Source organism: Candidatus Defluviilinea gracilis, from assembly GCF_057138825.1.
The window spans coordinates 1-19,853 of record NZ_DBNHEF010000032.1 but is presented as its reverse complement, the minus strand read 5'-3'; the positions used below and the strand labels follow the sequence as shown (position 1 = coordinate 19,853).

20 protein-coding genes are annotated in these 19,853 nt (G+C 52.1%); 7 read left to right on the top strand and 13 right to left on the bottom strand.

All coding sequences use genetic code 11. The features are described 5' to 3' along the window. Positions 1 to 5: 5 nt before the first annotated feature. From AC16KF_RS04285 to AC16KF_RS04240, 10 genes are all read right to left on the bottom strand, one after another. Complete coding sequence (locus AC16KF_RS04285; RefSeq protein ID WP_484036063.1) at positions 6 to 335, bottom strand: DUF433 domain-containing protein; 330 nt, start codon at positions 333 to 335, stop codon at positions 6 to 8. A 41-nt stretch (positions 336 to 376) separates the two neighbouring features. Further along, positions 377 to 1,201 carry an AmmeMemoRadiSam system protein B gene (gene amrB, locus AC16KF_RS04280; RefSeq protein ID WP_484036062.1) on the bottom strand — a complete coding sequence of 275 codons (825 nt, stop codon included), beginning with the start codon at positions 1,199 to 1,201 and terminating at the stop codon, positions 377 to 379. Continuing rightward, positions 1,194 to 1,688, bottom strand: a complete 495-nt coding sequence (locus tag AC16KF_RS04275; RefSeq protein ID WP_484036061.1) for an NUDIX hydrolase — start codon at positions 1,686 to 1,688, stop codon at positions 1,194 to 1,196. The genes amrB and AC16KF_RS04275 overlap by 8 nt, the downstream gene beginning before the upstream one ends. Before the next feature lie 34 nt (positions 1,689 to 1,722). Next, on the bottom strand, positions 1,723 to 2,448 hold the full coding sequence (locus AC16KF_RS04270; protein ID WP_484036060.1) for a hypothetical protein: 726 nt from the start codon (positions 2,446 to 2,448) through the stop codon (positions 1,723 to 1,725). Continuing rightward, on the bottom strand, positions 2,445 to 3,053 hold the full coding sequence (locus AC16KF_RS04265; protein ID WP_484036059.1) for an RNA polymerase sigma factor: 609 nt from the start codon (positions 3,051 to 3,053) through the stop codon (positions 2,445 to 2,447). Before AC16KF_RS04265 ends, AC16KF_RS04270 begins: the two co-directional genes overlap by 4 nt. Before the next feature lie 103 nt (positions 3,054 to 3,156). Continuing rightward, a complete protein-coding gene (locus AC16KF_RS04260) occupies positions 3,157 to 3,540 on the bottom strand; it encodes a DUF3054 family protein (RefSeq protein ID WP_484036058.1) in 384 nt (127 codons plus the stop codon). After that, positions 3,540 to 4,028, bottom strand: coding sequence for a hypothetical protein (locus tag AC16KF_RS04255; protein WP_484036057.1), 489 nt, complete (start codon positions 4,026 to 4,028; stop codon positions 3,540 to 3,542). The genes AC16KF_RS04260 and AC16KF_RS04255 overlap by 1 nt, the downstream gene beginning before the upstream one ends. 238 nt (positions 4,029 to 4,266) lie before the next feature. Further along, on the bottom strand, positions 4,267 to 5,784 hold the full coding sequence (gene lysS, locus AC16KF_RS04250; RefSeq protein ID WP_484036056.1) for a lysine--tRNA ligase: 1,518 nt from the start codon (positions 5,782 to 5,784) through the stop codon (positions 4,267 to 4,269). A 187-nt stretch (positions 5,785 to 5,971) separates the two neighbouring features. Continuing rightward, a complete protein-coding gene (gene greA / locus AC16KF_RS04245; protein WP_484036055.1) occupies positions 5,972 to 6,442 on the bottom strand; it encodes a transcription elongation factor GreA in 471 nt (156 codons plus the stop codon). Positions 6,443 to 6,577: 135 nt separating this feature from the next. After that, positions 6,578 to 7,315 (bottom strand): PIG-L deacetylase family protein, encoded by a 738-nt coding sequence (locus AC16KF_RS04240; RefSeq protein ID WP_484036054.1) that lies wholly within the window; start codon positions 7,313 to 7,315, stop codon positions 6,578 to 6,580. Between the two features lie 134 nt (positions 7,316 to 7,449). Between AC16KF_RS04240 and AC16KF_RS04235 the strand changes: the two genes are divergently transcribed. Then, positions 7,450 to 7,833 carry a PilZ domain-containing protein gene (locus tag AC16KF_RS04235; RefSeq protein ID WP_484036053.1) on the top strand — a complete coding sequence of 128 codons (384 nt, stop codon included), beginning with the start codon at positions 7,450 to 7,452 and terminating at the stop codon, positions 7,831 to 7,833. A gap of 18 nt (positions 7,834 to 7,851) precedes the next feature. On the opposite strand, the gene AC16KF_RS04230 is transcribed toward AC16KF_RS04235, so the two are convergent. Further along, positions 7,852 to 8,133 (bottom strand): BrnA antitoxin family protein, encoded by a 282-nt coding sequence (locus AC16KF_RS04230; RefSeq protein WP_484036052.1) that lies wholly within the window; start codon positions 8,131 to 8,133, stop codon positions 7,852 to 7,854. A 126-nt stretch (positions 8,134 to 8,259) separates the two neighbouring features. Here AC16KF_RS04230 and AC16KF_RS04225 point away from each other — a divergent pair, with 126 nt between their 5' ends. The 5 genes from AC16KF_RS04225 (at position 8,260) to AC16KF_RS04205 (ending at position 13,309) form a co-directional block, all read left to right on the top strand. Next, a complete protein-coding gene (locus AC16KF_RS04225; protein ID WP_484036051.1) occupies positions 8,260 to 8,628 on the top strand; it encodes a hypothetical protein in 369 nt (122 codons plus the stop codon). Then, the gene (locus AC16KF_RS04220) at positions 8,625 to 10,757 is read left to right on the top strand and encodes a caspase, EACC1-associated type (RefSeq protein WP_484036050.1); all 2,133 of its coding nucleotides are present in this window, start codon (positions 8,625 to 8,627) and stop codon (positions 10,755 to 10,757) included. The genes AC16KF_RS04225 and AC16KF_RS04220 overlap by 4 nt, the downstream gene beginning before the upstream one ends. Positions 10,758 to 10,781: 24 nt before the next feature. Beyond that, entirely contained in the window at positions 10,782 to 12,488 is a 1,707-nt protein-coding gene (locus AC16KF_RS04215) for a caspase family protein (protein WP_484036049.1), read from the top strand. 162 nt (positions 12,489 to 12,650) lie between these two features. Beyond that, positions 12,651 to 12,962 carry a DUF433 domain-containing protein gene (locus AC16KF_RS04210; protein ID WP_484036048.1) on the top strand — a complete coding sequence of 104 codons (312 nt, stop codon included), beginning with the start codon at positions 12,651 to 12,653 and terminating at the stop codon, positions 12,960 to 12,962. Then, the gene (locus tag AC16KF_RS04205; RefSeq protein WP_484036047.1) at positions 12,962 to 13,309 is read left to right on the top strand and encodes a DUF5615 family PIN-like protein; all 348 of its coding nucleotides are present in this window, start codon (positions 12,962 to 12,964) and stop codon (positions 13,307 to 13,309) included. Before AC16KF_RS04210 ends, AC16KF_RS04205 begins: the two co-directional genes overlap by 1 nt. A 9-nt stretch (positions 13,310 to 13,318) precedes the next feature. On the opposite strand, the gene AC16KF_RS04200 is transcribed toward AC16KF_RS04205, so the two are convergent. Beyond that, a complete protein-coding gene (locus AC16KF_RS04200) occupies positions 13,319 to 16,180 on the bottom strand; it encodes an alpha-amylase family glycosyl hydrolase (RefSeq protein ID WP_484036046.1) in 2,862 nt (953 codons plus the stop codon). A gap of 47 nt (positions 16,181 to 16,227) precedes the next feature. On the opposite strand from AC16KF_RS04200, the gene AC16KF_RS04195 reads away from it, so the two are divergent. Beyond that, positions 16,228 to 18,501, top strand: a complete 2,274-nt coding sequence (locus AC16KF_RS04195) for a GAF domain-containing sensor histidine kinase (protein WP_484036045.1) — start codon at positions 16,228 to 16,230, stop codon at positions 18,499 to 18,501. Between the two features lies 1 nt (position 18,502). Here AC16KF_RS04195 and AC16KF_RS04190 read toward each other — a convergent pair whose 3' ends face one another. Beyond that, entirely contained in the window at positions 18,503 to 19,633 is a 1,131-nt protein-coding gene (locus AC16KF_RS04190) for a GNAT family N-acetyltransferase (protein WP_484036044.1), read from the bottom strand. Positions 19,634 to 19,853 lie beyond the last annotated feature (220 nt).

The window sequence follows — 19,853 nt, the reverse complement described above, 5'->3', positions numbered from 1 at the left end:
ATCCATCAAATTGTTTGTCGTCTCGCTAACAACCGCTCTCGAATCCCTGATTGATTGAAGCGTTCTTCATTTTGTTTCCGCACTTCTAGGGCAAATTTTTCGCGGCGTTTGAGATACTCCTGAACTTTGCTTTTCTGATGCAGGTAATAACCGATCACAGAGTACACATCTGCCAAGGGGACAACGGGATACTGAACCGCGATCTCTTCGGCGGTCAAGCCTTCGAGAAACGCGGCAACGATTGTATCCAGTGTCACGCGCGTTTTGCTGACGCGGATCACGCCGTCTTTATCAACTTTCAATGGGATGGTTCCAGTAAATGTTGCGGTTGCCATTTCGACTCGTCTTTCTTCGTTTGCAAGTATAGCACAGAGAGTTATCCCTTCAAAACCACCCCCGCCCCATACCCCACAACGGACGTGAAATCTCCCGTCACATCGCCTGAGGTGGCGTGACGTAAAATTTGCACTTTGTTCGCGCCCAACTCGCGCGATGCCCACAACGCGGCGGCGACGGCGGCATGTCCGCAGGCGAAGGCTTTGCCTGTGTGTTCCGCTTCAAAAATGGATTCGGGGTCGAACGACTCGAACCGCTTGAGCATTTCGGCGTCGAGCATGTTCGCGGTGGTTTGGTCGTAAAAGTGGGAGAGGTCGGTGGAGGCGACGAGCAGAGCGTTTTTGTTTCTCAAAACTTGTGCAAGCGCAAGACCGAGTTTCTTTGCCACATCTACTTCTTGCGCGCGGATCATGATGGGCAAGAGTTTGAATTCACCTGTCAATGCACGTTGTAAAAATGGAAGTTCAATTTCAAGCGAATGTTCTTTATCGGCGCGAATTGGAGTGATGGGAATATCGAGATGCGAAGATAACTCCGCCAGCGCGGATTTATCCACTTCAATATTTCCAAGCGGAGTACCATACGCGTCGTGGGTGGTTGTGAGCAATGGATAATTTGATAAGTTATGGAATGGAGAAATGACCACAACTAAATCGAATTGCAAATTTCGAACTGTTGCGAATCCAAACCCAGCCACCGCGCCCGAATAGCGATGCCCCGCGTGCGGCGCGATGACTGCCACCACCTCCCCATTCAACTCAGGCAATTGCGCGTTATTCAAATATTCATCAACGACACGAGCCAAATTCTTTGCATTCCCCTCATACCAAGTCCCAGCGATCGGAGACGGGCGAACATCAAGCATAAAAAGATTGTAGCACTTTTTGAGTCGCGCGAAAAGCGAGCGGCGGCAAATTAGTTTTATCGAACCACTCAACCGCATCCGCGTCGTCGTCGGGTTTCATGTCGCCGCCGAGAACTTCGGCAACATACACGATGACAAAGTCCGCGCCGCGCGGATGCTCGCGCCCCGACACGATGTCGAACACGCGCGTCACGCGCACGCGCAAGCCTGTCTCTTCCAAACATTCACGCGCCGCCGCTTCGGCTGGGTCTTCGCCGCCGTCCACAAACCCTGCGGGCAGAGTCCACAGTCCGCGATGCGGTTCGTTGACGCGCCGCACCAACAGCACGCGCCCATCATCCACGATCAACGCCGCCGCGGCGACCTTCGGGTCTACATAATGAATCCACCCGCATTGCGGGCAAACGGGGCGCACACGTCCAAACTTTTCGACGGGCATCACCGACGCGCCACAACGCGGGCAGAAATTGAATTCGGAGGTTGACATAAAAAATCGGACAGCAAGCTGTCCAACTCCATATTTACTTCCAACGATTGGACGCGCTTCGACGTAATAACGCCATCAAGGATGCGCTCAGGATTGCGATCACTGCAAACGCGGATTGCCACATGGATGGAATGATCGGCGCGGGACGCGTCGGTTCATTCGCGACTTGAGGCTGATCCACATCCCCAGCATTCTCTGCCTCTCCGATCTTTGTCATCGGGGTTTCCGCCACGCGCGCAGAATCTTCCAATGAAGGCATCATGGTTGGCAGAGGCGCAAGATCGGATGAAGATTGAAGAGGAGCTTCCGTCGCGGCTGGGGCTTCGGTCGCTGGCGCTTCGGTCGCGGCGGCTTCAGCAAACACGGGCGCTTCTGTCGCGGCGGCGGGTGCGGCGGAAAAAATTTCTGGCGCGCCGCCTCCCGTTCCAAATGGGGAAATCTGCGCGAGTTGTGGAGCGAATGTGTTGATTCCAAATGTGAAGAAGAACAATAATGTGGCAACGACTGTCGCGAATCGAAACGCGGGATACGAACGCGGAAGCGGCGGATTCAATCCCACCATTTTGCGCGTGAGCGTGAAGTTGCGAGGAGCGCGTCGCTTGGGGAGTTGGCGGAGAAGGGTTCGGGCGGCGCGTAAATCGTCGAGGGTTGAGGCAAGTCCCCCGTCGGATTTGAGGCGTGATTCCAGTCGCGCTGAATCGGATGGAGTCAGTTGTCCATCTAAATAAGAAGAGAGGAGTTCGAGATCGCGGTCATTCATTGTGCAACACCGCTTTCAAGACGATACGATGCGGGCAAAAGTTCCGCGAAGCCTTGCAGGCACTCACGTAATCTTAAGCGTGCGCGGGCGAGGCGACTCTTGATGGTGCCGAGCGGCACGCGAACGGTGGCGGCGACTTCGGTGTAGTCCATGCCTTGAATGTCTGCCATTACGACGACAGTTTTGAATTCGAGCGGGAGGTTATCGAGGCAGTGCTGGATCGCGTGTTCGACTTCGTCGGCTTCGGCTTGCTGTGCGGGAGTCATGTTCGGGTCGGCGAGCCAGCGCGGGGAATCCATTTCGTCGCCGTCGTTGGTGTCGGGTTCGAGCGGAGTTGTGGGTCGGCGTTTTTGTCGGCGCAGTTCGTCGTAGCACGCGTTGGTGACGGTGCGCATGAGCCACGCTTTGAACGATCCGCCGCGAAACGATGCGATGCTTTTGAACGCGGAGATGAACGCCTCTTGCGAGGCGTCGGCGGCTTGGTCTTCGTCGCCGAGGATGCGGAGGGCGGTGTTGAACACGCTGTCTTGATAATGCAAGATGAGCGTGTTGAAGGCGTCGAGGTTTCCGCCTTGCGCGTCGGTGATGAGGGCTTGTTCGTTCATACGATTTACGATTTCAGATTGACGATTTACGATTAGCGTCGAGATTATTTTATCATTTCGGGACGGGAAAGAAGAAAGAGGAAAGTGGAAAGTAGGGGTAGACCTACGTGTCCGCCCTTTTTGTTTTCATAAAAAGATAAATCCCCCGCCACACTACCATCCCCAACGCGGATGTGGCGGCGAGGACGTTTGCAAAAACGGGAATCACCATCGAGCCGAGGATGTTGGCGCGCGAGAGAGCCGCGAGCGGCGCGGCGAAGATCATCGCCAGCGCGGGTCGCCACAGTTGTTTGGGGTTGGATGTGATCTCTGGTTGGTATAGTCCAAGCAGCGGGGCGATGATGAACCACGCAACGGTGAGCGGAACATAACTCAACAGAAAACGCGGCAGGATGGATGCGTCTGTCTCGCCGTGAAAGGCAAATCCCGCAAACGTGACCAGCGCAATGGCGACAGCGTCGCTAATGAACAACATCTTTTTTGACATTAACTTCCTCCGAGTAAAAATACAACAACCGCTATTCCACAGGCAATCACTCCCAAAATCGCCGCAAAGAGCAAGACAACATTCTTGCCGCTTCCATCGTCTCTAGCGAACGGATCATTCCCAATCGCGGATTCATAAGGCATGTTGCTTCCCGAATCGCGTGGCATGGTGGCTTCGATGCGATCCACCGCGTCTTTTGCTTCTTTTAATCCGACACCATATTCTTCGCGGTAGATCTTTACCGCTTCGATCTTCTTCCCTTTGCCGAGCAATGACCGAATCTTACTTTCAAGCACGGGATTGTCGAAGTTGCGCGAATCGGAGGGAGGTCTTGCCGCTTCCATCCGTGCCATTTGTTCCACCGCTTGTTTTGCCTCCGCAAGGCTGACGCCCGTCGCTTCGCGGTAGACTTGGATCGCCATGAGAATCTGGCTGGCGTCGATCAGTTCGTGGATCTTTTGCGCTTGGTGAGGTTGTAGGTTTGGCATGGTGAACTCCTTTTATAAACTGATGTTACGCACCGTCCCGCAGGTTTTCTCGCAGAACTCCATTGATTCAACCAATCCTACGGGACGTTCTGCGTAAGGTAAGCTATAAACATGCTCTCCTATTTTTAACGAAAAACCTTTTTCAACACAAAGGACACCAAGATCACGAAGGAAATCTTTGTGAAATTCACACTTTTCCACTTTGTGTACTTTGTGTCCTTCGTGTTTAAGCTCTTTGCTATTCTTCCTTCCTCAACGCGGGGAACAACAGCACCTCGCGGATGGAATGTTTGTCGAGCAGCAACATGGCGAGACGATCCACGCCCATGCCAAATCCGCCGTTGGGAGGCATACCGTAGCGCATGGCGCGGAGGTAATCCTCATCGAGCGGATGTTTCTCGTCGTCGCCCTCCGCGTAATCGCGTCCCATTTCGACGAAGCGTTGTTCCTGATCGAGCGGATCGTTCAACTCGGTGAAGGCGTTGCACAACTCGAAACCCGCGACGTATCCCTCGAACCGCTCGACAGTCAGCGCATCGCCAGGGATGGACTTCGCCAGCGGGGAAATATCGCGCGGATAGTTGTACAAGAACGTCGGCTGGATTAACGTGGGTTCGAGGAAATCGCTGAGCAGGAAGTCGATCAACTTGCCGCGCGTCGCTTTCGGATCGGGAGTCTTGTTCGGGTGCTTCGCTTTGATCGCCTTGAACAACTCCTCAGCGGATTTATGCTCGGCAATGTCTATGCCGCTGGTTTGTTTAATGCCCTCGCGCATTTCGAGTCGTTTCCATGGCGGGGTTAAATCAATTTCATTTTCTTTGTACTTGATCTTCATCGTGCCAAGGACTTGCTGAGCCGTGAACGAAACCATTTGCTCGGTCAGTTCCATCACTTGCAGATAGTCCGCGTATGCCCAATAGAATTCGAGTTGCGTAAATTCGGGGTTGTGCTTGAACGAGACTCCTTCGTTGCGGAAGTCGCGCCCGATCTCGTAGACTTTTTCCAAGTTGCCGACGAGCAGTCGTTTCAAATATAACTCGAACGAGATGCGTAGATACATATCTTGTTCGAGTTCGTTGTGATGTGTCACGAACGGACGCGCCGCCGCTCCGCCGTACAACGGTTGGAGGATTGGAGTCTCGACTTCGAGAAAACCTTTGCCATCCAAAAATTCGCGCAACGACTTAATGATCGCCGCGCGTTTGCGGAACGTCTCGCGGACATCGGGATTCACCGCCAGGTCTGCGTAACGTTGTCGCGCGCGCAATTCGGGATGCTCCAACGCGGCATGACGGACAACGGTCCCATCTTCGAGAGTCTCGTCCTTTGCGGCGGGTAACGGACTCACCGCTTTGGCGAGCAAATGAAAATCGTGGACGTGAAGCGTGACCTCTCCGCTTTTTGTGCGGAACATCACCCCCTCCGCTTGAACGAAGTCGCCGAGGTCGAACATCTTGTTGAAAAGGTCGAGTCGCTCTTTGCCCACTTCGTTTGCGCGGAGGAATAACTGCACTTTGCCCGCGCCGTCCTCGATGTGCGCGAACGAAATTTTGCCCATCGTCCGCATCGCGCGGATGCGACCCGCGAGCACGGCTCGGACTTCCTTGCCATCTTTTTCAGCAGATTCAAATTCGGCAATCGCTTCCGCGCTGAGGTGCGTCCGCTTGGCGCGCGTGGGGAACGGCTCCAAGCCCTCAGCGCGTAGCTCCTCAAGTTTCTGCAAACGGACTTTTTCGAGTTGGGTATATTCGGTCATAATGATTCCTGATTTTACACCACGCGCGAGTCGATCAAATTCTCTGCCACGGATTTCGCGGATTATCACTGATTTATTAATAAAATCCGCGTAAATTCGTGAAATCCGTGGCTAAGGTTTTCGCGGTCAATAAATAAAAAAAACCCCGCGAAAGACGCGGGGCATTGTGTTTCTGTCGCTCCTGAGTCTATCCGACTTTCAGGATTTTAACATTATATGTGCCGCCGGGCGTTTCGACTTTGACAATATCGCCCACCTTGCGATTCAAGATGGCTTTCCCGATGGGCGACTCGTTCGAGATCTTCCCCTCGCGCGGGTTGGCTTCCGCCGCGCCGACGATGGCAAACGTCTCCGCCTCGAAGTTGCCCTCTTTGATCGTCACCTTCGAACCGAGGTGCACCACGTCGCCTTTTTTCTTGCCGTTATCCTCGATGATCTTGGCGGTGGCGAGCAACAAATCGAGTTCCTGAATGCGCCCTTCCACGAAAGCCTGCTCGTTCTTGGCGGCTTCGTATTCGGCATTTTCAATGAGTTCCCCACCTTCCATGGCTTCGTGCAGACGATTGGCGACTTCCTGCCGTTTGGCGGTTCGCAAATAATCCAATTCGTCTTGAAGCTTCTGGTAACCTTCTTTAGTTAAGAAATTGTTGTTAGGCATCTTTAATTCCTGCTATTATGAATTTTGTCCCGCATCGCGGGACAAAGCAAGGGAGAGCCGATTCAGTTGGTGTTTCCCAAAAAGCGGGCATACTATATCATGGTTTTTTAGGCAATACAAGTACGTCGCAACGGTCTAATCATATTGCAATAAACGGATTCCCTGCCGCTCAGCCCAGTAATTTCGGATGGATTTGGTCACGTTTTCGGGGGTATCGAACTGGTCTCCGAGCGCGGGAAATTGGGATGTATAAGCGAGCGACGCTTCGATCCAACGGGTGAGGCTGGGTTCAGTTATCCTGACAGTTTCCTCGACCATCCCAGCCGCTTTTGCCTCCAGTTCGTGTGGTTTGTAGCACCAGTATGGAACGTCAATGTCATAACGGAGGGGTTTGCCCAAAAGTTCCGCGGCTTGCCGCACGAGCACGTGGTCGACGTGCGAGCCAAGCCCAAGTTGGCAGACCAGCACATCGTCGGGGTTGAGGCGGGCGGAAATGGCAGAGGCGATCTGCGCGGGGTAATCCGCATCCGCTGGGTGAATCGCGCCGAAGATTTCAGAGGGGTAAAGCCAATCCCCATTTTTGTCGCGGCGGTAGATGCAATCGAGAAAATCGAAGTGGATCGCCTTCGCGCCGACGATGGAGGCGGCGAGCGTATCTTCCATCCGCCGCTTGCGGACAGTTTCTTCCGCGGAGGAGAATCCCCAAATTTGGTGAAGCCTTTGCGCGAATTGAGAATACTCGGTGAGGCGCGGGTCGCCGCACATGATCGTCCAGATTTCAACTGGGACGCCTGCTTGAGTTTGTTCGTAGATCAAACCGCCCGCGGAAAAGACGGCGTCGTCAAGGTGAGGGGAAAGGTATATCCATCGCATAATTCAATTTTAACAGTCCCGCAGGTTTTTAGGGAGGTGTTGTCGCGCGCGGTGAAACCTGGGGGACGGCCTGCCCGATAAATTTAAGATGCGAGTGCAATGTCTGTTGAAGTTAGTTCAAGTACACTACCCCCATGCAAGAGAGACGCAAACAACCGCGCAAGAATTTGATGTCGTATTCGCAGGTCTTCGATCTATACGAAGGCAGGCTCATCGGCTACCTCGGCGACCTGAACCTGCTGGGGGCAATGGTGATCGGCGACGAGCCAATGCCGCTGGACACAAAATTGACCGCCTCGATCCAACTACCCGAATTGCCGAATGTCTCTGCCACGCGCATGGCTTTGCCGGTCCGCGTTGCGTGGTGCCAACAAGACCTCAGCCCTGAATTCTTCAACATCGGGTTTGAGTTCGAGCTTGTGACCGACGAACAGAAACGCATCATCGAAGCCGTGATGGAAAATTACGAGTTCCGCCGCGAATCGCCGAACTATCCGCCTCGCCCCGAAGTAGGGTAAGTTTACACTCTGGGGGAGTTATGCTTTCGGTCTCTTCACCGAATATTCGTTATTGATGCTTTCCCGAAGAAAATGCTTGATCAATGATTGATATGGCACGTCGCGTTCATTCGCCAGTTGGCGCAGTTCAGCGATCATCGATTCGGGCAGGCGCAAAGAAATAGATTTCAAGGTGGGCTTCAGATTGGGGAAAACGGCGCGTTGAGCCTTCTTCCAATCGATCAGATCGCTGGAATCATTTTTAGCCCAAAATCGGCGCTCTTCTTCCTCGTTCTTGAATTTAGGAAGTTGCTTGTACATCGAATATTCTCTTTGCTTGCCTGCTCCTCTGAACAACCTTACCAAAATTTGAGTGTTTCAATTAATGGATTTTAGCCTATAATTGGAGCATCGGTGTCGGAATTCAAGCTTACAGGTGGAGCCCATATGACGACTGACCAGCCAATCAAATTTGAGATCGAAGTCGGCGCGAAGAATATAAGCGAAGAAGACCTCGACGAAATCACCCGAAATTTGCTGAACGAATTGAGGGGAAGTGACGCACTGTCGGCAGATTTAGTCTCCTCGGGAGCCGCCCCGAAGGGAACCAAAGGCGATTTGGTGACCGTCGGCATGTTGGCGCTGGAAGTGTTGCCCGCCGCCGCGCCGAGTCTGATCGCGATGGTGCAAGCCTGGGTCATGCGCGGACAGGGTCGCACGGTGAAGTTCAAGGGCAAGGGGTTTGAGTTCGAAGGCTCGCCCGAAGAATTCGATAAGTTTCTCTCCACGTTCCAAAAGAAAAGCAAGAAAAAATGAGCGCCAAATACGCCTTGGTCATCGGCAACACGGACTACGCCGACCCGGGGTTGGCTCAACTCACCGCGCCCGGCAAGGACGCGGAAGATTTTGCGCGCGTGTTGAAGGACAAAGGTCTCTGCGAGTTTGACGATGTAAAAGTTTTGCTGAATCAGGTTTCCTCTTCCATTATCGAAGCGATTGACGAATTCTTCGACCAAAAGAAACCCGATGATTTACTCGTTTTGTATTTTTCGGGTCACGGTGTGCGAGATGAACTTGGTTCGTTGTATCTGGCGGTCAAAAATACGATCCGTTCACGATTGAGATCAACGGCGATCAAGTCTGACTACATCCGCGAGGTGATGGATCAATCGCGGTCGAGGCGGCAAGTCCTCGTTTTGGATTGTTGCAACAGCGGCGCGTTCCAGCAAGGGACAAAAGCCGCGACGGGCGTGAGCGTTGGCACGGCAACCGCGTTCGAGGGCGGATATGGTCGCATCATTCTCACCGCCAGCGACTCGACTCAATTCGCATGGGAAGGCGATAGAGTCATTGGTGAGACGGACAACTCGCTTTTCACTCACTTCCTCGTCGAGGGACTCGAAGGCGAAGCAGATATAGACGGCGATGGAAGAATCACTGTTGATGAGTTGTACGATTACGCGTATGAAAAAGTAAAACATGCGACACCGAAACAAACCCCGTCGAAGTTTTCGAGCAAGCAACAGGGCGAGATCATTCTTCGCCAAAATATATCCGTCGAAGAGATCAAGTCGGTGCCGTTGCCCACTCCCCTGTTGGACTCGATTGAGAATCCATTTTCAGATATTCGTCTCGGCGCGGTGCAACAACTGACGAAATTATTGAACGGAAAAAATCTTGGGCTGGCACGATCCGCGCGAGAGGCGTTGGAAAGAATCGCCGAAGAGGATGACAGCCGTCAAGTCCAGCGTGCGGCGGCGGGGGCGTTGGAGTCCGTGCGCGAGGGCGAGAAAAAAGCCAAAGATGAAGAATCAGACAGAATAACGGAAGAGGCGCAGAACGTCATCCACAAACGCGTCATGGAAGCGGAACGTCTGGAGAAGGAAAAAGTCAAACCATCAGTGGCACGAATCCTTGATGCCAAGAAAGAACTTTCGAAGCCTGAGCCTGAGATAATAAACTCATCCATTTCGAATCAGCAAGCGATCTTATGGATCACTTTGGGCTGGGTCGTTGCCGGGGCGATTAGTAGGACAGTTTTCTGGGCAGTGGACGAATTCAGCACGCCATTGGTCGGTATCGTCAGTTGGGGGATCGGTGGCTACGTAACTACAATTATCCTGCGAGCCCGAGATATCCTTCCCAGCGAGAAAAATATTTATCTGGTAACTTTTATCTGGGTCATCGGCGGGATAATCGGTTGGGCAGATACGAGCATGATCACGGCGGCGCCCATTGCGGTAGTTGGAGATACGATCGGGATTCTGATCGCGTTGGCGGGCACGCTTGGTATTGAAAAATTACGCTCGCGTTGGAAAGACATGCTGTGGTTGATATTGTTCTGGGCAATTTCAAGCGCGGTCGGCTGGACAATCGGTAAGTGGATTTATTATGCTGATGGGTTTTTGTTCAATTATTACATCGGCAAAGCGGCTGGATGGGGACTCGCCTGGGCAATTTCGGGCGCAATCGGCGGTTACGTTTTGGGTCGGCAACTTCTAAAAGCACCTAAAGAAACAGCACAAGAAGAGTTCGCAGGCAAATGGACCATCGCTGAATTCATAGAGAAACACAAGGTATTTCTTCTTTCATGGAAGGGACGAAGCCTACTAGGCGTACTGGTTGGATTAATCCTTGGAATATTGTTCGGAATAATATACGGGATAGTCAATGAAACCACCTACAACTTTGCCTACGCATATTCCACCTTTTATTTAGATGTTCCACACATTATCTTGTTAGTCGCTTGCGGTCTGGCTGGATTAATAGCGTTTCCACACAGATGGACTATCCCATTGATGATCGGCGGTTTCATTGTTGTAGGTATTGCCAAGAGTCAAGAAGGATCTTTGCCATATGACTTGCTTGCATTTGGAGGTGTGTACGGCCTTCCAGCAGGCGCTTTACTTTCTAGAATTTTGTATTGGCTAAAAGTAATCAAGTAATGAAATATTTGCCCTGAGGAACCCATGAGCGGAAAATTCGCCCTCATCATCGGCAACACGGAATATACCGACCCCGGTCTGGCGCAACTGACCGCGCCGGGCAAGGACACGGAGGATTTTGCGCGCGTGTTGAAGGACAAAAGTCTTTGTAAATTCGATGAAGTCAATGTTTTATTCAATCAAACAGAGTCTGCAATCCGTGAAGCGATTGACAGTCTCTATTATCTTAAAAGACCAGATGATTTGCTTGTGCTATATTTTTCAGGTCATGGCGTACGAGACGAGTATGGTTCGTTGTATCTTGCGGTAAAAAATACAAATCGTTCTCGTTTGAGATCTACGGCGATTAAATCAGACTATGTACGAGAGTCCATGGACCAAAGTCGTTCCAAACGGCAAGTACTCATCCTTGACTGCTGCAATAGCGGCGCGTTCCAACAAGGGACAAAAGCAGCTACCGGCGCAAGTATTGGGACATCATCCGCTTTTGAAGGGAATGGGTATGGTCGTGTAGTTTTGACAGCTAGCGACTCCACCCAGTTCGCATGGGAAGGAGACAAGGCCATCGGCGAAACGGAAAATTCGCTGTTCACCCATTTTCTTATCCGGGGGCTTGAAGGCGAAGCCGACAGAAACCGCGACGGGAACATCACTGTTGACGAATTGTACGATTTTGCTTATGAGCAAGTTCTCAACATAACCACAAAACAGACACCGGGAAAATGGTCATACAAGGAACAAGGTGAAATCATTCTTCGGCAATATGTTCCCGTTGGCGACAAAAAGACACGGACCGAAGAACTTCGAGTCCTGCATCATGAACGATTGAAAATGATACAGAGCAGGCAGGAAAAATTGTTACAGGAGAAAGAGGAACTTGAATCAAGAATTAGCGAATCTGAATCTCTCCGCTTATCATCCAAAAAATCAACATCAAGCAAGTCATGGGTAATACCAACAGGAATTTTCCTAATACTTTGCGGTTTCGCAATCAGCGCGCTTTGGGTCAGTAATAGAATATTCTCATTATTTGCATCCCCACCCCAAACGAGCACAGACTCGGTTTCCGTCACACCCATTCCTAGCGAAGGAAATTTTCAAACACCTACCGCGGTCGTAAGTCCTATCATCCAAAATTTTCCAGCATACCCCCACCTCTTGGAATCCTTGATTAATTCAGAAGTTTCATATTTTGATGGTTTTGATAATCCTCTTGTAACGGGTTCAACTTTTTCCGGTGGAGCAATTAACAACGGTGTATTGGAAATCATCGGCACTGAAAACTGGGACGGGGTTTCTCGGAAAAAGAACTTTAAGGACGGCGAGGGAATTATCGTTGATTTCAAATATACAAACGATGCGCTTTTTGAAGCGTTTTTCGAGCAGGGCGATTTTGGCAACGAATCGTACAGACGGTTTGGCATTTTCATCGGCGACAACTCTATTCTGACAAACGAGTATGATGGGGATCAACTCATTCAAAGTACCCCTCTGTCAGGGAATATTTCGCTCAATGCAGATACGGGGTATTCGCTATTAATGGCAATTATAACAGATGCGCAGTTTGTTGTGGCTGTTTGGGATCCAGCTAACCCATCGGATATTCTATTTCTTCGAGAGGAAAAAGACTCGACATGGATTGAGTCGGACTGGATTTTTTATGTGCAGGCAAATCAAGGTATCATCACCCTTGATAATTACAAGGAAATTACTTTTAGAAACCTGAAATGATCCGTGTAGCATCAAAAGGATAAATTGAGCGGAAAATTCGCACTCATCATCGGCAACACGGAATACACCGACCCCGGTCTGGCGCAATTGACCGCATGCGTACGGATCAAAGGAAGAGAGCTGTTCACTAAAAATCGTGTATGATTGGGGCAGGAGTTAGCCATGTTAGCAGAAACCCGTTACGAGCATGTAGTTTTGAGCGACTCACGTGTGCCTCTCATTTCAGGGACAACAATGAAGGTGGTGGAACTCGTCCTTGCGCAGGCAGCATATGGCTGGAGCGCGGAGGAATTGCACATCCAGTTCCCGCAATTGACGCTGGGGCAGATCTATTCCGCGCTCGCGTATTATTGGGATCATCGCGACGAATTGGATGGCGACATTGAAAAGCGAATCGAAAAAGTTGACAAAGTTCAGAAATCAACTCCCGCCTCGCCATTAATTAAACGACTGAAGGACAAAGGGCTGATCTAATGACTGTGTCGCTATACATGGATCACCATGTTCCAATAGCGATCACGGTTGGTTTGCGTTTGCGGGGCGTAGATGTGGTTACGGCGCATGAGGATGGCGCCGACCAACTCGACGATGATGAATTACTGAAACGAGTAAACGAATTGGGGCGGGTCTTATTCACACAAGACGACGACTTGCTAACAGAGGCGGCGAAATGTCAACGGGAGGGGATTGAATTTTCAGGCGTGATTTATGGGCATCAATTGAGGGTGACGATAGGACTTTGTATCCATGACCTTGAAATTATCGCCAAAAGTGGGGAAACGGAAGATTTGAAAAATCAAGTTGTATTTCTGCCGCTGTAACACGCAGAGTTATTTACTCTTTGATTTTTTCTTCACTGCTTTCTTCAGAACCTGTTTCACTGATTTCGGCGTTGACTTACTCGCCTTCGCAGAAGATTTCTTCGCCATAGCCTTCTTCGCCACAAGCTTCTTCTTGACAACCGCCTTTTTCTTCACTAACTTTTTCGCGGCGGATTTAGTCTTACTAGCTTTCGCCTTCTTTCCATTCTCTACTTTCTTCCTCGGTTTCTTCACCTTCGCGGATTCTTTCTTCTTTCCTCTTTCTTCATCCTTCATCCTTCCACCTTCATCCTTCACGCCAAACATCTCCTCCCACTTCGCGGACATAGACTCCACGCCCGCGCCATTCAACGCGTCGCAAATCACTTTCCACTCGCCACTTTCCACGAACTGAAAATCCATAAACACGTGATGCTGGTACGCGTGCAGTTCAACGTACAGTCCCTTGCTCCAAAGTTCTTCACATGAGCGGATGTATTCCAAGTGTGTAACGTAATCTTTGAAAATAACGTAGCCTTCGAATGGAAGTCCCAGCGCTTCGGCTAAAGATTTTTGGCGCAAGTCGCCAGTAGACTTATCGAGATAGGCGGCGCAGGTTTTGATCCAGCCTTTGGTGTCGGCGAAGCGGTTGTGATAGAGGACGAGTCCGCGTTCATCTTGAAATATGTTTGAGTAGGCAAAAACATTTTCGTCCACGTGACCGCTGGCGGTGAAGAGGTCGAAGAGGAAGAAATTTTCCACGTCGGCGAACAGATAGCGGCGGTGAAGAAGCGGGAAGATCTTCCAATCGTGACCAGCGATGAGCGCGTCATTCGGTGTCTCATCCCATTTCGGTTTGCGAAACTCCATCCCATATTTTTCGCGGAAGCCTTCAACCTGTCCGTGCCCGAACATCGGCAAGCCAGGCAACGTGGACAGCACAGTTGCGATCCCAAAATATTTATCGCCGTCGCCGAATTGTTCGATGGCGGTTTTTTCATCGGGGTTGTTCATGAAGTTGACGTACCGCTTGAGAATTTGCGGGTCGAACTCCAGCGTGTTCTTGATCGCGGCGCGATATTTGGCGTTGTCTTCGTCGCGCAGCATGTGCATGAACGCGGAGTTGTACACGCGGTGCATCCCCAGCGTGCGGACGAAATATCCCTCGAGCAGCCAAAACGCTTCGGCGAGGAGTAGCGTGTCTGGGACTTCCGCCGCGACACGGTCCACGACCTCGCGCCAAAACTCCTGCGGGATCAACGCGTCAAATTCGGACCTCGTCATGCCTCGCTCTGCCCGTGAGGGGATCGCGCCGCCTGAGCCGGGTTCGGGGAACCATAATCGTTGAATGTGTTTCTTCGCCAACGTCATCGCCGCGTCGAAACGGATGACGGGAAAATTGCGCGCCACATGCAAAATGGTTTGGATGATCGCCTCGCGCACTTCGGCTTTGGTGTAATCGAGTTGCGCTGTGTCGTTCCACGGAAAGGACGTGCCGTCGTTGCCGTGATAGATGTAACGCACGTCGCCCGTAAAATGGTCGCGGCGTTGAAAGACGACCGCCGCATCGGTCTTGTTGTAGTAATGATCTTCGAGATAAATTCCCACGCGAATATCGTCGGACAAATTTTCGGATTTGAACGAATACGAAGGATATGGCGAATACGGAAGCGACAGGAACCAATCGGGATGCTCGCTCACCCACTTCGAGTCGATGCCCATGTGATTGGGGACCATATCGGCGGACAGGCGAATACCTCTCTGCCACGCGCGAGTTCGCAAATTCTCCAATGCTCCCCAGCCTCCGAGGTCTTCGGCAATATCATACGAATAAAGTGAATACGCCGAAGCGACTGCGTCCGCATCGCCCATGCGTTGTTTGATTCGTTGACTGGCGCGGCTCCGTGCCCACAGACCGATGAGCCACAAACCCGTGAAGCCGCGATCACGGAGAATGTCGAGTTCTTCATCGGGGATTTGGTCGAGAGTTTTTATCCAGCGACCATACTTGCGCGAGAGTTGTTCGAGCCACACATAGGAATTTTTCGCGATGAGGATTAATCGCGGCATCCAGTCTTTGTCGGGACTGTATCTTTCGTATTCGGCATAGTCGCCGCCCGAATAGGTTGCGACGGGGATATCCGCTTTGAAATCGCCGTGAGCGAGGTGATGACGGAGAGTCTCTTCGCGTAAAAAGTCCATGCCGCGCAAGAGACGAGAGACAAACTCGTCGCCGAGTAGTCCGCCCCACTTTTCGAGGATGAACTGCAACTGCCCTTCAAGCGAATCAGGGAAGGCTTCGGCAGGCGCGCGCAGGATTTCAAACAACGATTCGGTCGAGCCTGGAATATTCGCGTTATCTTTTACAATTTGGGCAAAGAACGAATCGAGCGCGGCGATCAGATTCTTGTAAGCGGTCGGTTCAAGCGGAGCATCGTCCACGAGTTCGAGCATGGGACTCACTGCCGGGTTGGCGTTGTGCGTGAAGACGTAGATCAACTCTTCGACCGACTTGACTCGTCCGTTCGTGAGTTTGGCGAGATAGTCATCAACTTGTTGCTCGCCGAGATACACGCTTTCAGGCGGAAACTCTGCGACGAATTTTTTTTGCGTGCGGTCAATTGAATCCTCACCGACTTGCTCGCTCGCAGAGTTGACCGCTGTGTTCATCACCGGCGGAGGGGCGAACCGCTTCACGAGGGCGCGCAAAGCCTCGTCAATGAGGGATAAAGCATAAAGGTCTGAAGCAGGCAGAGGGTCCGAACGAAGCGCTGTTGCCTGCGCCGCAAACTTCCGCGCGGAGGAGAAATCCCCAAAGTGGACGCGGCCGTCGTCGCGGAAGAAATCCGATGAAAAATGATAATGATCACGCGACAGTTTTGTTAGGCGCATGGGGCAATGATAACCTCGAAAAATGATTTCGAGTATACTTTTGCTCAATGTCACCCCAAATTTTCGAGATGGTCTTATTGATGATCGCAGCGGCATTGCACCTGCCTGTGCTTTCGTTGTTGTTACGCAAGCGCGCCGGGCAAGAGACCGCCGCCGTATTCTTTTCGGTATACGTTATCATCAACCTGCTCCTGACCGTTGTAGAGGGACTGATACGCGGGGGGCAATTGGCGCTCGGCGAACGGAGCGCAATCGACCTGCAGGCGTTCGGCGCATTCATCCTTTCCTTCATTGCCCTGATCGCCATCCTGTATTTTGTGCGACGGAATTCTCGCAACTGGCTGATCGTGGGAGGCGTCTGGCTGCTTGGCTTTTTTGCCATCCTCTTCAACCTGTTCCGTTTCGGCGAAGTGGTTTGGACGAACGGCGCGCTCGTTGTCACCTTCGACCGGCTCGCGTCGATCTGGGCAGGGTATGGCTGGTTGGTATTTACTGCTGGGGCTTTTGTGGTTGTGCGTATTGCGCATGACCGCTCGCGCCAGCCCCTGCTCCGCAACCGCCTGAATTACTGGACGCCGGCGTTTCTGCTGATTGCGCTCAACGATGGTTTGCTGTTTTTCGGGATGCCCATACCCGGCAACCCGGCGCGTTTGTGCGCGGCTATGCTCGGCGCGCTCATCATTGTTACCCACGATCCGCCAGACTTGCGGAATGTTGCGCGGCGGGTGCTTACGTACGTTATCACCACGTTGGTGATCCTGATCTTTTATGTCGCTGGCGCGACTGCCTCGCAATCGGTGTTCAATGCTCTGCCGAATTACAACCCGCTCGTCGTCGGCGCGGGGATCGCGCTTGTGTTGGCGTTGATCTTCACCCCGTTGCTGACCAGCGTGCGGCGGCTCGTCAACAACTGGTTCAACTTGCAGGAATACGACGCCAGCCGCACGCTCCACGCCTACAGCGAACAGATCAGCAACATCCTCGATATGCAGAGGCTCGCCAATGTCGCCGTGGGGCTCATCATCGAGGCGATGGACATTTCGCGCGGCTTCCTCTTTCTTGTAGATCCCGATATCACGCCGAACGGCGAGAAGAATTACCGCCTGCGAGCCGTCCGCAACAAGGGCGAGCGGCAGATTCGGATCACCACACTGGGAAGCGAACACCCGGTGACGAAATACCTCGTGGTGGAGGGCCGCCCGCTTCTTCAATACGACTTGGACCTGCTCCCGGCTTTTCGGTCGGTTTCTCAGCCCGAGCGGGAATGGTTCAATCATCTCGAAGCGGAGGTGTATCTCCCGATCTTTTCCAAGCGCGAGTGGATCGGGCTGTTTGCCCTCGGCGCAAAGATCAGCGGCACGCGCTATACGGAAGAAGACCTCGTCACCCTTTCGGCGTTATCGAACCAGACGGCGGTGGCGCTCGAAAACGCCCGTCTCGTCGATAACCTGGTGGTGGTCAACACCGAACTGCGGCAGGCATATCGCAACCTCGATAAAGCCAACCGCGACCTCGAGCGCCTCGACCAGACCAAATCCGATTTCATCAGCATCGCCTCGCACGAACTCCGCACCCCGCTGACAACGATCATCGGCTACACCGAAATGCTGCTCGAAGATACCTCCCTGCCTTTGCCCAGCCATTCCATGTTGAAAAATATTTCCAAAGGCACGAAACGCCTGCACGAGATCATGGACTCGATGTTCGATATCGCGCAAATCGACTCGCGCACTCTGCAACTCCACCTCACTTCGGTGGATACCGGCGATTTGATCCGCAACGTGGTGAACGGCTCCGAAAAATCGCTCAAGGAACGCGAACAAACACTGACACTGGACATTCCCAACCTGCCCATGGTCAAGGCAGACCCAAACCTTCTGCTCAAGCTTTTTCAGCACCTGCTGACTAATGCCATCAAATTCACGCCAGATCAAGGGAAGATCAACATCGAGGCGCGGCAAATCTCCCCCAGTACGGCAGACATGCCCAACGGCGGACTCGAGATCGTGGTCAGCGACACCGGCGTGGGCGTAGATCCCGATTCGCGCGAGATCATTTTCAGCAAGTTTTATCAACCCGGCGAACTGCTCAAACATTCCACGAGCAAGTCGCGCTTCAAAGGGAGCGGCGCCGGGCTGGGATTGGCATTATCCAAAGGCATTGTCGAGGCGCATGGCGGGCGCATCTGGGTGGAGAGCAAAGGCTACGATGAGGAAAATTTCCCCGGCAGTCAATTCCACGTGATCCTGCCTCTAGGCGTTTTCGATAGCGGCGAAAAAACAGTTGTGATGGGGAATGAAGTGAAATTGCAACTGGGGTAACTCAAATCGCCTTGCGATAGACCCGGTGATTTTTGTACTCCACCCCATTCAAGTTCTTCAAATCGGCGCGCATTTGTTCGGTGGTTTCAGCCACCTGAGTCATTTCGACGTTTTCGAACTGGTTGAAGCCCAAGACTGTTTTCCCCATTTCGTAATACAGCAAAGCATTTCCGCCTCGTCCCTGATATTCCGGCAGGATGCCCATGCCGTTGCCTGAGACCGTTTTCGTGCGTTTCATTTCGAGCAGAAGGTCGAAGATGCCGAACGGGAAGAGTTTTCCCTTCGCGCGTTGAAACGCGGCGGAGACATCGGGGAAGGCGAAGAGGAAGCCGACGATCTTTTCGCCATCCAAAATAACTTTGATGAGGCGCGGATCAGCGACGAGGAAAATGTTATCCACCGCGTATTGGATGTCGCCGGGCGAGAACGGATAATACTCCCAGTTGTGGATGAACGCCTTGTTATATGCTTCGCCGATGCGCGGCGCCCATTTGATCAACTCGCGCTTGCTCTTGAACTTTTTAACTGTCAACGCGCCGCGTTCGATCACGCGTTTGGCGATGCTTTCGACTCGTTCGGGAATTTTGAACTGGTGAGCGGGCAGGTAGCACGAAACAAAATCCACTTCTTTTTCGAAGCCGAGAGATTCCATCAGTTTGGGATAGTAATCGTAGTTGTAATTCATCATCGTCATCATCTGGCGATGCTCGAAGCCTTCGATCTGAATCCCATAGCCGTCGAACGGAGAGAGTCCCTTTGGACCGATCAGCGTGTCGAGTCCGCGCTCTTTTGCCCAGGCGCGGACCGAGTCGAAGAGGGCGCGGGCAACCTCAAGGTCGTCAATGGAATCGAAGGCGTAGAAGTGCGCTTTCTTCGTCTTGTGATAGTCGTTGAAGGGCTTGTTATTCGCGGCGCAGATTCGTCCCACCACTTCGCCGTCGCGAACGGCGAGGAAGAAATCCGCTTCGGAGTGGCTGAAGAAGGGATGTTTCTTGCGATTGAGAGGCAGGTAGGCGTCGAGAAAAAGAGGCGGCACCCATTGTTTGCAATCGCGGTAGAGGTCGTAATAAAACTCCACGAAACGTTTTACTTGCCGTTTGTTGTTTGTATCCACTTGTTCGATGGTGAGCATGCCGCCAAGTATAAATCCATCATAGCGTTCGTGCTATACTTGCGAAAAATCAAATGTCATCCTGAACATAGTGAAGGGTCTCCTGTGATATGAGGAGATTCTTCGCTCCGCTCCATTAGACTTGAAGTAGTATTGGAGTTGCCAAACAAGGGCTGAACAAGTCTAGAGCCGCTCACGAGGCAAACGCCGAGTCAAACTCAAATTCTGAAGCAGACCCAGC

Bases quoted from the DNA above. Each gene is read 5' to 3' on its own strand.
- AC16KF_RS04255 (WP_484036057.1), bottom strand. From the start codon at position 4,028: ATGCCAAACCTACAACCTCACCAAGCGCAAAAGATCCACGAACTGATC.
- AC16KF_RS04285 (WP_484036063.1), bottom strand. From the start codon at position 335: ATGGCAACCGCAACATTTACTGGAACCATCCCATTGAAAGTTGATAAA.
- greA (WP_484036055.1), bottom strand. From the start codon at position 6,442: ATGCCTAACAACAATTTCTTAACTAAAGAAGGTTACCAGAAGCTTCAA.
- AC16KF_RS04240 (WP_484036054.1), bottom strand. From the start codon at position 7,315: ATGCGATGGATATACCTTTCCCCTCACCTTGACGACGCCGTCTTTTCC.
- AC16KF_RS04205 (WP_484036047.1), top strand. From the start codon at position 12,962: ATGACTGTGTCGCTATACATGGATCACCATGTTCCAATAGCGATCACG.
- AC16KF_RS04275 (WP_484036061.1), bottom strand. From the start codon at position 1,688: ATGTCAACCTCCGAATTCAATTTCTGCCCGCGTTGTGGCGCGTCGGTG.
- amrB (WP_484036062.1), bottom strand. From the start codon at position 1,201: ATGCTTGATGTTCGCCCGTCTCCGATCGCTGGGACTTGGTATGAGGGG.
- AC16KF_RS04260 (WP_484036058.1), bottom strand. From the start codon at position 3,540: ATGTCAAAAAAGATGTTGTTCATTAGCGACGCTGTCGCCATTGCGCTG.
- AC16KF_RS04210 (WP_484036048.1), top strand. From the start codon at position 12,651: ATGTTAGCAGAAACCCGTTACGAGCATGTAGTTTTGAGCGACTCACGT.
- AC16KF_RS04215 (WP_484036049.1), top strand. From the start codon at position 10,782: ATGAGCGGAAAATTCGCCCTCATCATCGGCAACACGGAATATACCGAC.
- AC16KF_RS04200 (WP_484036046.1), bottom strand. From the start codon at position 16,180: ATGCGCCTAACAAAACTGTCGCGTGATCATTATCATTTTTCATCGGAT.
- AC16KF_RS04230 (WP_484036052.1), bottom strand. From the start codon at position 8,133: ATGTACAAGCAACTTCCTAAATTCAAGAACGAGGAAGAAGAGCGCCGA.
- lysS (WP_484036056.1), bottom strand. From the start codon at position 5,784: ATGACCGAATATACCCAACTCGAAAAAGTCCGTTTGCAGAAACTTGAG.
- AC16KF_RS04220 (WP_484036050.1), top strand. From the start codon at position 8,625: ATGAGCGCCAAATACGCCTTGGTCATCGGCAACACGGACTACGCCGAC.
- AC16KF_RS04225 (WP_484036051.1), top strand. From the start codon at position 8,260: ATGACGACTGACCAGCCAATCAAATTTGAGATCGAAGTCGGCGCGAAG.
- AC16KF_RS04190 (WP_484036044.1), bottom strand. From the start codon at position 19,633: ATGCTCACCATCGAACAAGTGGATACAAACAACAAACGGCAAGTAAAA.
- AC16KF_RS04270 (WP_484036060.1), bottom strand. From the start codon at position 2,448: ATGAATGACCGCGATCTCGAACTCCTCTCTTCTTATTTAGATGGACAA.
- AC16KF_RS04265 (WP_484036059.1), bottom strand. From the start codon at position 3,053: ATGAACGAACAAGCCCTCATCACCGACGCGCAAGGCGGAAACCTCGAC.
- AC16KF_RS04195 (WP_484036045.1), top strand. From the start codon at position 16,228: ATGTCACCCCAAATTTTCGAGATGGTCTTATTGATGATCGCAGCGGCA.
- AC16KF_RS04235 (WP_484036053.1), top strand. From the start codon at position 7,450: ATGCAAGAGAGACGCAAACAACCGCGCAAGAATTTGATGTCGTATTCG.